Source organism: Candidatus Binatia bacterium (genome assembly GCA_036563615.1).
Taxonomy (GTDB): Bacteria; Desulfobacterota; Binatia; order UBA12015; family UBA12015; genus DATCMB01.
This window is the reverse complement of record DATCMB010000022.1, coordinates 23,980-35,327: the sequence shown is the minus strand read 5'-3', so window position 1 is coordinate 35,327 and position 11,348 is coordinate 23,980. Positions and strand designations below refer to the sequence as shown.

Annotated in this window: 10 protein-coding genes; 6 read left to right on the top strand and 4 right to left on the bottom strand. The window is 71.4% G+C overall.

The genetic code is table 11. From position 1 onward, the window contains the following. Positions 1-6: 6 nt before the first annotated feature. Together VIS07_18520 and VIS07_18515 are read right to left on the bottom strand one after the other, a co-directional pair. Complete coding sequence (locus VIS07_18520; GenBank protein HEY8517509.1) at positions 7-1,902, bottom strand: Hsp70 family protein; 1,896 nt, start codon at positions 1,900-1,902, stop codon at positions 7-9. Continuing rightward, positions 1,899-2,576 carry a DUF2760 domain-containing protein gene (locus VIS07_18515; GenBank protein HEY8517508.1) on the bottom strand — a complete coding sequence of 226 codons (678 nt, stop codon included), beginning with the start codon at positions 2,574-2,576 and terminating at the stop codon, positions 1,899-1,901. The genes VIS07_18520 and VIS07_18515 overlap by 4 nt, the downstream gene beginning before the upstream one ends. Positions 2,577-2,745: 169 nt before the next feature. Between VIS07_18515 and gatC the strand changes: the two genes are divergently transcribed. From gatC to gatB, 3 genes are read left to right on the top strand one after another with little or no spacing between them, the layout of a single operon-like run. Further along, positions 2,746-3,033 carry an Asp-tRNA(Asn)/Glu-tRNA(Gln) amidotransferase subunit GatC gene (gene gatC / locus VIS07_18510; protein ID HEY8517507.1) on the top strand — a complete coding sequence of 96 codons (288 nt, stop codon included), beginning with the start codon at positions 2,746-2,748 and terminating at the stop codon, positions 3,031-3,033. A 16-nt stretch (positions 3,034-3,049) separates the two neighbouring features. Next, positions 3,050-4,552, top strand: coding sequence for an Asp-tRNA(Asn)/Glu-tRNA(Gln) amidotransferase subunit GatA (gene gatA / locus VIS07_18505; protein HEY8517506.1), 1,503 nt, complete (start codon positions 3,050-3,052; stop codon positions 4,550-4,552). Then, entirely contained in the window at positions 4,549-6,042 is a 1,494-nt protein-coding gene (gene gatB / locus VIS07_18500) for an Asp-tRNA(Asn)/Glu-tRNA(Gln) amidotransferase subunit GatB (protein ID HEY8517505.1), read from the top strand. Before gatA ends, gatB begins: the two co-directional genes overlap by 4 nt. 12 nt (positions 6,043-6,054) lie before the next feature. Here gatB and VIS07_18495 read toward each other — a convergent pair whose 3' ends face one another. Beyond that, the gene (locus VIS07_18495; GenBank protein ID HEY8517504.1) at positions 6,055-8,028 is read right to left on the bottom strand and encodes a hypothetical protein; all 1,974 of its coding nucleotides are present in this window, start codon (positions 8,026-8,028) and stop codon (positions 6,055-6,057) included. 263 nt (positions 8,029-8,291) lie between these two features. Here VIS07_18495 and VIS07_18490 point away from each other — a divergent pair, with 263 nt between their 5' ends. Beyond that, a complete protein-coding gene (locus tag VIS07_18490; protein HEY8517503.1) occupies positions 8,292-8,750 on the top strand; it encodes a hypothetical protein in 459 nt (152 codons plus the stop codon). A 435-nt stretch (positions 8,751-9,185) separates the two neighbouring features. Continuing rightward, complete coding sequence (locus tag VIS07_18485; GenBank protein ID HEY8517502.1) at positions 9,186-9,641, top strand: hypothetical protein; 456 nt, start codon at positions 9,186-9,188, stop codon at positions 9,639-9,641. 137 nt (positions 9,642-9,778) lie between these two features. On the opposite strand, the gene VIS07_18480 is transcribed toward VIS07_18485, so the two are convergent. After that, positions 9,779-10,444, bottom strand: coding sequence for a PKD domain-containing protein (locus VIS07_18480; GenBank protein ID HEY8517501.1), 666 nt, complete (start codon positions 10,442-10,444; stop codon positions 9,779-9,781). 147 nt (positions 10,445-10,591) lie between these two features. On the opposite strand from VIS07_18480, the gene VIS07_18475 reads away from it, so the two are divergent. Next, positions 10,592-11,314, top strand: coding sequence for a DUF1499 domain-containing protein (locus VIS07_18475; GenBank protein HEY8517500.1), 723 nt, complete (start codon positions 10,592-10,594; stop codon positions 11,312-11,314). Positions 11,315-11,348 lie beyond the last annotated feature (34 nt).

Here is an 11,348-nt window from a genome sequence, read left to right as displayed (position 1 = left end):
GCGCGCTCACGTCGCGCCCGACTCGCGGACCGTGAACTCGAGCTTCCAGCGCTCGCCGCCGTCGCGCGCGACGAACCACAGCTCGAGCGTGCCGATCTCGGTGACGTGCGCCGACAGGCGCACCGGCACGCGACCCGACTCGCGCCCGTCGAGGCGCGCCGTCAGCGGCGGCAGCTCGTCGAGCTCCTCGGTGTCCCACTCGTCGAGCACGAGACCGACCGGGTCCTCGCTGCGCGTCGAGGACGCGAAGAAGCGGAAGCGCGCCTCCTGGCCGACCAGCAGACCGAACTCCGCGTTCGGGACGTCGAGCTCGGTGCCTTCCTCGATGCCGAACGGAACGACGCAGAGCGCCTTCACCGGCGGCGGCTGTCCCGGCACCGCCGGCATCGAGCTCGCGACGCCGACGTAGTACGAGCGCGCCGTGCCGCCGCGGATGCGCACGCCGCGCCCGCGCCGCGCGAGACCGTAGTAGGCCGCGCCGCGCGCGACCGCGTGCGTCAAGTCGCTGCCCGGGAGAACGCGCGGCGGCTCCGCGCCGGCGCTCTTCGCCCATCCCGAGACGACCTCGGCGACGCGCCGCTGCAGCGCGGCCGCCTGCATCACGCCGCCGTTGAACAGCAGCGCGGTCGGATGGATCATGCCGTCGTCGCCGACCGCCTTCGCGCCGGCGTCGTCCGCGACCGCGCGGTGCGAGGCGAGGAACGACGCCAGGTGACGCGTGATCGCCGCGTCGGACGCGTACGGCAGACCCATCTCGCTGAGCCCCGCCTGGTCGCCGGTCTGCGCGCGCGCGTCGGCGTCGACCACCGGGAAGAAGCCGTCGAGCAGCAGCGCGTCGACCTCGCTGCGCTTGAGCTCCGAGCGGATCGTGCCGCCGACGAGCTTCTTGCCGCGTCCCAGGATCACGAGCGGCACCGACTCCGGCGGATCCGCGGAGAGCAGCTTCTCCTTCGCGTCGCGGCAGGCGAGCACGAGCCCGCGGAACTGCCACGCGTCGAGACGCTTGCCCTCGCTCGCGAGGCGCTGGCGCACCGCGAACGCGAGCGCCAGGTCCATGTTGTCGCCGCCGAGCAGCAGGTGGTCGCCGACCGCGACGCGGCGCAGCTCGAGGCGGCCCTCCTCCTCGTCGGCCAGCACCACGCTGAAGTCCGTCGTGCCGCCGCCGACGTCGCAGACGAGCAGGATGTCGCCGACCTTGAGGTCGTTGCGCCACGCGTCGCCAGCGCGCTCGACCCAGGCGTAGAGCGCGGCCTGCGGCTCCTCGAGCAGGTGGATGCGCGTCAGGCCCGCTTCGGCGGCGGCGCGCACCGTGAGCTCGCGCGCGACCGCGTCGAACGACGCGGGCACCGTCAAGAACACGTCCTGCAGCGCGAGCCGCGCGCTCGGGTCGGACGCCGCGAACGCGTGGTCCCAGGCGTCGCGCAGGTGCGCGAGGTACGCGGTCGCGGCGGCGAGCGGCGAGCGGCGCGGCGCTTCGGGATCGGCCGTCTGCGCGGCGTCGGGGACCCACGGCAGGATCGGCGCCGTGCGATCGACGCGCTCGTTGCACAGCCACGACTTCGCCGACGACACGACGCGGTCCGGCGCTTCCGCGGCGCGCTTCGCGGCGAGCGCGCCGACGACCTCGCCCGAGGCCTCCTTCTGCCACGGCAGGACGAAGCTCCCGGCCGCCGTCTCCTCCGGCGTCGCGAGGTAGAGAAACGACGGCAGCAACGGCCGCGGCTCGACCGTTCCCGGCGCGGTCACCTGCGGAATGTCGAGCGTGCGGATCTCGACCGCCTTGGCGCCTTGCTCGAGCTCCGCCGTGTCGACGTACGCGAGCGCCGAGTTGGTCGTGCCGAGGTCGATGCCGACGATCCAGCGGCTCGGCGTCGACGGATCCGGTGTGCTGCCCTGCTTCACTCGCCCCCGACCTCGACCTCGGCGGGCATGATGATCGTCGGGTCGCTGCCGGGCGTCGCCGTCGGCAGGCGGACCTCACGCGCGCGCCAGCCGCCGTGGCGCAGCACGCCGCGGTACGGCGGTCCGCCGGCGAGCTTGCCCGTGACGCGGATCAGCGCCGGCTCGAAGGAGTCCGGCACCTCGACCTGATCGCCGTCCTCACCGGGCAGGATCGGCTCGAGGACGAGCCGCTCGTCGAGCGCCTTGCGCAGCGCCGCGTGCACGCCGCGCACGGCGCTGCCGATCTCCGCGTCGCTGTAGCCCTCGATGTCCTCGCGCACGAAGTCGACGAGACGCGCTTCCTCTTGCAGCGTCGCGAGCAGGCGCAGCCCCGCCGCCGCGGGGGGTAGCTCGGGCGCGCGCTCCTCCTTCGCCTCGGCGGCGTCCTCGCTCGCCTCCTCGCTCACCGCCGCGCGACGCCGGCCGCCGAGCAGGCCCGCGACGAGCGCGATGACGAGCGGTCCGACCACCGGGATCGCGAGCCACCCGAGCAGCCCCGACTCCGCCGTGCAGCGCAGCGCCGCCGCGGGACCGCCCGTGCCGAGCGCTTCGTTGCACACCGACAAGAGCGGCAGCATGTCCGGACGGCTCACGCGGTAGACGACGAACGCGTCGGCCGCCGCGAGGGCGATCAACAGGAGCACCGAGATGAGAGTCCCCGACCCTCGCGACGAGGTTGGCATGAGCGCTTCCTTCAACGAGTTGATTTCGACGAGCGACTTCCGGGCGCTTCTCGGCCCGGATCGACGCGCCGGTAGCGGCTGCGAAATTGCCGCCTCGCGCGCCGGTTGGTAACGATAACAAATGCCGGTTTCGCTGAAAGACGTCGATCACATCGCGCTGCTCGCGCGCCTCGGGCTCACCGAGGAGGAGCGGACGTCGCTGCGCGACGATCTCGATGCGATCCTGGGCTACGTCGCGAAGCTCGAAACGCTCGACACCACCGACGTCGAGCCGACGGCGCACGTCATCGAGCTCGCGACGCCGGTACGCGAGGACCGCGTCGTGAACGAGGATCGGGCGGAGGACATGGTCGCGAACGCGCCCGACCGCACCCTGACGTACCTCCGCGTGCCCAAGATCATCGAGTAGTCTTCCCCCGCCGCCGATGGACGTTCCGTTCTCCTCGATCGCGTCTGCCCGCGCCGCCCTCGAGCGCGGCGACATCTCTGCAACCGAGCTCGCGCGAGCCTTCCTCGCCCGCGTCGAAGCCGTCGAGCCGACGCTGCACGCGCTCCTCGAGGTGACCGCCGAGCGCGCGCTCGCCGACGCGGCCGCCGCCGACGAGCGCCTCGCGCGCGGCGAGCGCGGCCCGCTGCTCGGCATCCCGATCGTCCTCAAAGACATCTTCACGACGCGCGGCATCCGGACGACGTGCGGCTCGCGCATCCTCGAGAGCTTCGTCCCGCCGTACGACGCCGACGCGGTCGAGCGTCTCGCGCGCGCCGGCGCGGTGCTGATCGGCAAGGCGAACCTCGACGAGTTTGCGATGGGCTCGTCGACCGAGAACTCGGCCTTCGGCATCACGCGCAACCCGTGGGATCCGACGCGCGTGCCGGGCGGCTCGTCGGGCGGCTCGGCAGCCGCGGTCGCCGGCGGCGAGGCGCTCGGCGCGCTCGGCACCGACACCGGCGGCTCGGTGCGCCTGCCGGCGAGCTACTGCGGCGTGTGCGGGCTCAAGCCGACCTACGGCCGCGTGTCGCGCTACGGCGTGATCGCGTACGCGTCGTCGCTCGACCAGGTCGGGCCGTTCGCGTGGACGGTGCGCGACCTCGCGGACCTGCTCGGCGTCATTGCGGGGCACGACCCGCGCGACTCGACGTCGGTGCCGAAGCCCGTCCCCGACTACGCGGCCGCCTTGACGGGCGACGTCCGCGGTCTGCGGATCGGCGTGCCACGCGAGTACTTCGCCGAGGGCATCGCGCCGGACGTCGAGCGCGCGGTGCGCGCGGCGATCGACGCGCTCGCGAAGCTCGGGGCGAGCGTCGTCGACGTCGAGCTGCCGCACACGCCCTACGCGATCGCGACCTACTACCTGGTCGCGACCGCGGAAGCGTCCTCGAACCTGGCGCGCTACGACGGCGTCAAGTATGGTCTGCGGGCCGGCGAGCCGGGCGACAGCCTGCTCGACATGTACCGCCACACCCGCGACGCCGGCTTCGGCGCCGAGGTGAAGCGGCGCATCCTGCTCGGCACGTACGCGCTGTCGGCCGGCTACTACGACGCGTACTACCTCAAGGCGCTGAAGGTGCGCACGCTGATCCGCCGCGACTTCGAGCGCGCCTTCGAGCGCTGCGACGTGATCGCCGCGCCGACGTCCCCGACCACGGCGTTCCGCATCGGTGAGAAGACTTCGGATCCGCTCGCGATGTACCTCTCGGACGTGTTCACGACCTCGGTGAACCTCGCCGGGCTCCCCGGCCTCAGCGTGCCCTGCGGCTTCGACGCGGACGGGCTGCCGATCGGGCTTCAGCTGATCGCGCCGGCGTTCGCCGAGGAAACGGCGCTGCGCGTCGGCGACGCGTACCAGCGCGCGAGCGACTGGCACGAGCGCCGGCCGCGGCTCGCGACGTCCTCGAGCGCCGCACGCGGCGAGGGAGGCGCGGCATGAACGACGCCGCGAAGACGGATTCCACCGTGAGCCAGGAGCACGCGTACGGCGACTGGGAGCCCGTGATCGGGCTCGAGGTCCATGCGCAGATGCTGACCGCGTCGAAGCTGTTCTGCGGCTGCTCGGCGCAGTTCGGCGCCGCGCCCAACGCGCACACCTGCCCCGTCTGCATGGGCATGCCGGGCGTGCTGCCGGTGCTGAACGAGCGCGCGCTCGAGTTCGCCGTGATGACGGCGCTCGCGACGGGCTGCGAGATCCCGCCCCTCGCCCGCTGGGCGCGCAAGAACTACTTCTACCCAGACCTGCCGAAGGGCTACCAGATCAGCATGTACGACCAGCCGCTCGCGGTGAACGGCGGCATCGACATCGACACGCCGAGCGGCCCGAAGCGCATCCGCCTGACCCGCATCCACATGGAAGAGGACGCGGGCAAGAACATCCACGACGCGCACGACGAGTTCTCGCTGGTCGATCTGAACCGCGCGGGCGTGCCGCTGATGGAGATCGTCAGCGAGCCCGACATCGCGTCGCCCGCCGAGGCGAGCGCGTACCTGCGCGCGCTGCGCGCGATCCTGCAGTACCTCGGCGTCTGCGACGGCAACATGGAGGAAGGCAGCTTCCGCTGCGACGCCAACGTCTCGGTGCGCCGTCGCGGCACGACGGCGTTCGGCACGCGGACCGAGATCAAGAACATGAACTCGTTCCGCAGCGTCGAGCGCGCGATCGACTTCGAGATCCGCCGGCAGATCGACGTCCTCGAGTCGGGCGGCACGATCGTGCAGGAGACGCGGCTGTGGGACGCCGACCGCGGCCTCACGGCGTCGATGCGCTCGAAGGAGCACGCGCACGACTACCGGTACTTCCCCGAGCCGGATCTGCTGCCGCTGCGCGTCGATCGGGCGTGGATCGAGGATCTGCGCGGACGCCTGCCCGAGCTGCCGCGCGCGCGTCGCGAGCGCTTCGTGCGCGAGTACAAGATCCCGGAGTACGACGCCGAGGTGCTGACCGCGCGTCGCGACCTCGCCGACTACTTCGAGGCGGCGGTGGCGCGGCACGCGAACGCGAAGGCGATCTCGAACTGGGTGATGGGCGACATCCTGCGCCTCGTGCGCGAGCGCAAGCTCGACGACGCGCTGGTCATCGAGACGTGGCCCGTCGCCCCCGAGTCGCTCGCCAAGCTGATCGCGCTGATCGACGACGGCACGATCAGCGGCAAGATCGCGAAGTCGGTGTTCGAGGAGATGGTCGCGAGCGGCGCGGATCCGGCGGAGATCGTCGAGCGCAAAGGCCTGCGTCAGGTGACGGACACGAGCGCGATCGCCGCGGCCGTCGACCAGGTGCTCGCGCAGAACGCCGACAAGGTCGCCGAGTACCGCGCCGGCAAGGAGAAGCTGCTCGGCTTCTTCGTCGGTCAGGTGATGAAGGCGACCGGCGGCAAGGCGAACCCGCAGGCGGTCAACGAGATCCTGCGCCAGCGTCTCGCCGGCTGACGCCCGCCGCCGTCAGCCGGGCTGCTCCTTGAGCCGCAGGCGGACGAGCCACAGGTCGACGCCGCGGTGGTAGGGCGAGGCGACGAAGTAGTTCATCGCCTGCGCGGCAGGGATGGCGCGCACCTCGCCCTCGTACCAGGGCGCGATGTTCGGGTGCGCGAGCCACGACTTCGCGTACTCCGCGGGGAACAGGACGTAGACCGAGAACCCGAGCCGCAGGAAGCGCGCGATCATGTGCTGCAGAGGCGCGCGCCAGCGCAGCACCTCCTCGATGTAGATCGCGTTCGCGCGCGTGTAGTAGTTGAGGTTCTCCGCGGGACGTCCGATCTGCGTCGTCGTGATCACGATCGGGCTGCCCTCGAGGGCCTGCTCGACCGTGGCGCGCGCACGCTCGACCTGCTCGTGCTGGAACGTCGCCCGCGCCGAGAGCGAGCTCGTCGAGCGCCAGACGAGGACGATCGCGAGCGCGACGCCGAGCCCGACGGTCGCAAGGCGCAGCGCGATGCCCTCACCGCCGCGCGCCCCGATCACGGCGGCCGCCGCGATGCCGACGGCGAGCGCGACGTCGACCCAGGGCAGCGCGTTCGGCGCCTCGAACGGCGCGGTCGCGACCGCGAGCGCCACGCCGAGCACGATCACCGCCGCGGCCACGTACGCGCTGCGGCGAAAGCCGCGCGCCGCGAGCGACGCCGGCAGCACGCCGACGAAGCGCGCCCCCTCGAGGACGAGCAGCGGGAAGAGCAGCATGACGCCGGCGAGGTAGCGCGGTCCGGGCAGCGTCCACAGGCTGAAGAAGAAGACCGACAGCAGGACGTACGGCACCGTGAGGACGAACAGCGCGGGCGAGCGCCACGCGACGAGCGCGCCGATCGCGCCGAGCGCGATCGCGAAGTCGCCGAGCGCCTCGCGGAGCGAGGCGAGGTTCGCAGGCAACGTCCGCTCGAGGTGGCTCAAGCGCAGACCGCCGCCCTGCACGAGCTGCGGCGTCGGGCGCGGCTGCGGCGACCTGCCGAGCGCGCCCGGCGGAGCGATCTCCGGCGCCGGCTCCTGCTCCGCGGCGATCGCCTCGCTCACGAAGCGCAGCTTCCAGGCAGGCGACTCGCTCGCCGGTGAGACCGGCGCGCGCGACAGCACGGAGTCGACCTCCATCGCCTGCGTCGGCCGCAGCGGGTTGCCGGTCGCGATCGTGTTGTAGACGAGCAGCGGCAGCACGCCGAGCGCGAAGCCGAGGCCGCCGACCACCACGCGCCGCACCAGCGTCGCGCGCGCGAGCGCGACGAGACCGAGCGCGGGGATGAGATAGAGCACCGCGTCGACGCGCGTCGAGGTCGCGAAGCCGAGCAGCAGTCCCGCGAGCGCCGTACGGACGCCGCGCGCCGTGCCGTGCGGGTCGCCGAGCAGCAGGGCGAGCCCGGAGAGCGCGAAGAAGTGCGCCGGCACGTCGCGCAGCGGCGACGTCGACCACAGCAGCACGTAGTTCGGCAGCAGCACGCCGAGCAGCGCCGTCGCGAGCCCGAGCCACTCCGAGCGCAGCGCCCGCGAGCCCAGCACGTAGAGCGCAACGAGCAACAGCAGCAGCATCGCCGGGTTGACGTAGTGCTGCGCTTCGGGCCCGAGCAGGACGCGCACCAGCGCGAGCACGAGCGGAAAGCCCGGAGCGTAGCGGCAGAACAGCCGGTGCTCGTGACGGACGTAGGTCTGCGCGAAGACGTCGACCGGCTCGTTCACGGGCAGGAACTTCTCCAGCGCGGGCAGCACCTCCCACTGGTGCAGCACGCGGCCCTGCGCGAGGTCGGAGGCGAAGGTCAGGTAGCCGAACTGGTCGATCGCGAGGTACCAGGTCGTGCGGCGCACCGTCCACACGGCGCTCAGCACGAGGAGGACGACGAGCAGCAGCCGGGCGAGCCAGACCAGCGGCTCGCTACGCGCGTCGGGCGGCGAAGGGGTCGGCGCCGCGTGCGAAGCGGCGTCGTCGAGCGGCTGCACGCGGCTCGATTAGCAAGCGGCGACGCGCGCGGCAGCGCTCGCGAGAAAGCCACGCGATTTTCGTCTCATAGGCTGAGACGACGGCGGACGTTTTCACTCCGCATGCAGGCAAATTGGTTGACGAGCAAAGCGCCCGCTTCATAGATTCGCGCGCGATGCAGCTGCAGCCGGGGCAAATGGGGTCGCACCCTTCGGTCGAGTGAAAATCCTGCGAATCTTGAAGCCCACGGCCCAACCCCAACTCCTGTAGGAGGGCAATGTCTATGATCAAGAAGTTCGTCAGCACCACTGCCGCGCTGGCGGTGGCTCTGTCGGCGTCGGTGGCGCTGGCCGGCACCTACGTGACCGGTCCGCTTCCGCCCGAGTTCGGCGGCGGCTTCATTCCGCCGAACCCGGCCGTTCTGAAGAACGTGCAGAAGGCGAGCAAGGAGGGCGCGAAGCTCGCGGCGTCGGTCGAGAAGTGCTACGCCAAGGGCGCCGCGAACTACTCGAAGGGCAAGGCCACCGGCGTGGACACCTGCCTGAACGACCCGTCGAAGGGCGTGCTCCCCAAGTTCGTCGCGAAGATCAACAGCATCGCGGCGAAGGCGCCGGGCCTGCCGCCGTGTCACGACTACGCCGCGGACGGCACGCTCATCGCCACCCTGGTGAAGGGCTTCAACGCTCAGGTGTACTGTCAGTCGCCGAGCGGTGCCTTCGTCGACGGCACGGCCACGTTCTAACGCTTCCTTTTCCAGTTCTCGTTCCAACTCGTTCCCGATCGGGGTGACGACGGTCGCCCCGCACTCGACCCACGAAGGGCTCCGGGGCTCCCCCCGGGGCCCTTCGTCGTTTCGGGCGACGCCGTTCTCGCAGGGGCGCCCACTGCGCGAGCGCGTGCTGCGAACCGTGCGCGACGCGCTCATCTCGTCGTGCAGCGGCGTCGGTCGCTGGCGCGAAGGGCAGGCATCGGAGCCTGCGTCGCGCATGCATTCGCCGACCTACTTCCGTGCAGCGATTACCCTATTGACCACGGATCGCACCCGCCGTAGTTTCCGCGCCGATGCAGCTGTAGCCTGGGCCCCACGCATGCGCTGATCAACGGTCGAGTGGCATTCACTGCGCACTGGGAAGCCTACGGCGCAAACCAGACGGTGGATAGGAGGGCACTCGAAATGATGAGGAAGTTCCTGAGCACCGCGGCAGCGCTTGCGTTCGCTCTCTCCGCTTCCGCGGCCCTCGCCGGCACGTACGTGACCGGTCCACTCCCGCCGGAGTTCGGCGGCGGCTTCATCCCGCCGGATCCGGCCGTTCTGAAGAACGTCCAGAAGGCGACCAAGGAAGGCGCGAAGCTCGCCGCCTCGGTCGAGAAGTGCTACGCCAAGGGCGCCGCGAACTTCTCCAAGGGCAAGGCCACTGGCGTGGATACCTGCCTGAACGATCCGTCCAAGGGCGTTCTTCCCAAGTTCGTCGCCAAGATCAGCAAGATCGCCAGCAAGGCGCCGGGCCTGCCGCCCTGCCATGACTACGAGGCGGACGGCGCGCTCATCGCCACCCTCGTGAAGGGCTTCAACGCCCAGGTGTACTGCCAGTCGCCGAGCGGCGCCTTCATCGACGGCACGGCGACCTTCTAGCTCTCGTCGCTCACGACGCGCGCACACGCGCGCAGCCACTCGACCAGAAAAAACCCCGCGGGCAATTCCGCCCGCGGGGTTTTTCGTTTCTCTCGCGCGCGACGTTGCGCGGCGAGGCGATGCGATCGGCTAACTGCCTACTGCGCGCCGCCCTCGCCCGTCGCGCCCTGCTGACCAGCGCCCTTCGCCGCGGCCTCGCGCGCCTGCCGCAGGATCTCCTCGACCGGAACCTGCTGCATCAGCTGCTCCGCCGTGATCCCCGACGGCATGTTCGGGTCGCTGACCGAGACGTCGATGTAGTCCTGGTCGACCTCACCCTTGCTGTCGCGCACGATCACGCTCGCCCGGAAGCTGCCCGGAATCGTGTAGGTGTGCGTCGGCGACTTCTCGGTGCTGAACTCCGTCGCGTCGCCGAAGTCCCAGATGTAGGTGTACGGCGGCGTGCCGGTGTTCTCGACGACGTCGACGTTGAGCTTCACCGTGAACGGCGCGTCGCCGATGGTCTCGTCCGCGTCGGCGAACGCGGTCAGGAAGCCGGGCTCCTCGGGAGTCGGGTTCTCGAGCACGCGAGGATCGTTCGCGAGGTCGGCGGCCGGCGCCTCGGCCTTCTCGGCCGGCGCGGCAGCCGGGGCAGCGGGAGCCGCAGGAGCTGCGGCCGGAGCGGCCGGTGCGGCGGCCTGCGGGGCGGGGGCCTGCGCGGTCGTCGGAGCCTGCGTCGCGGCCGGCTCCTCGCGCGAGCACGCGGCCAGGGACAGAAGGGTCGGAAGAAGAGCGATCGTGACGAAGCGGGAGCGAATCTTCATGGCGCGCAGCTTCGCAGACGCGCAAAAGAGAAGTCAACGCGCCGACTGCGCACGCGACCCGCTCCGGGAGCCTTGCGCGCGCGTCGCGAAGCGTCGATAACGCAGGGCCTACAGCGGTCGTCATCCGCGACCGAGGGAGGGAACGGCATGGCGCGCGGATCGCAGCGCTCCGGGGTCTTGGACGTCATCGCGTTGCTCGCGATCCTCGCAGCGATCGCCGGGCCGCTGCTCGCGTGGCTGCGCCTCGTTCCGGCGCTGGTCGGCTTCTACGTCATGGCGCTCGGCGGACTGCTCTCGCTGCTGCTCGCGATCGGCACCGTGATCGGTCTCGTGCGTGGCCGTCGCTACGGCGTCGCACGCATGCTCGGGCTGCTCGTCGCGCTGGTGTTCGTGATCGTCGCCGTGCGCGGCGCGGGCGGCGCGCCACCGATCAACGACTTCACGACCGACCTCGACGACCCGCCGGCGTTTCGCAAGGCTGCGATGCTGCCGCCCAACGTCGGGCGCGACATGTCGTACCCCGCGGCCTTCGCGGAGACGCAGCGCGCGTGCTGCGCGGACCTACGGCCCCTCGAGCTCGCCGAGCCGCCGGCGGAGGCGCTGCTGCGCGCGGTGCACGTCGCGGCGCGCATGCCGCGCTGGACGGTGACCCAGGTCGACACCGAGGCGGGAACGATCGAGGCGGTCGAGGAAACGCGCATCTTCGGCTTCCGCGACGACATCGTGATTCGCGTGCGACCCGACGGCGCGGGCAGCATCGTCGACATGCGCTCGAAGTCGCGCGACGGTCGCAGCGACCTCGGCGCGAATGCGGCGCGCATCCGCGCCTTCCTCGCAGCGCTGCAGCAGTCGAAGGCGAGCTCGCAGTAGAGCGTCGTCGCGCCGCGCGCGAGCGCTCGCCCGA

Excerpts from the sequence above, each read along its gene's own strand:
- gatA (HEY8517506.1), top strand. The coding sequence starts at position 3,050 with ATGGACGTTCCGTTCTCCTCGATCGCGTCTGCCCGCGCCGCCCTCGAG.
- VIS07_18485 (HEY8517502.1), top strand. The coding sequence starts at position 9,186 with ATGAGGAAGTTCCTGAGCACCGCGGCAGCGCTTGCGTTCGCTCTCTCC.
- gatC (HEY8517507.1), top strand. The coding sequence starts at position 2,746 with ATGCCGGTTTCGCTGAAAGACGTCGATCACATCGCGCTGCTCGCGCGC.
- VIS07_18480 (HEY8517501.1), bottom strand. The coding sequence starts at position 10,444 with ATGAAGATTCGCTCCCGCTTCGTCACGATCGCTCTTCTTCCGACCCTT.
- VIS07_18475 (HEY8517500.1), top strand. The coding sequence starts at position 10,592 with ATGGCGCGCGGATCGCAGCGCTCCGGGGTCTTGGACGTCATCGCGTTG.
- gatB (HEY8517505.1), top strand. The coding sequence starts at position 4,549 with ATGAACGACGCCGCGAAGACGGATTCCACCGTGAGCCAGGAGCACGCG.
- VIS07_18490 (HEY8517503.1), top strand. The coding sequence starts at position 8,292 with ATGATCAAGAAGTTCGTCAGCACCACTGCCGCGCTGGCGGTGGCTCTG.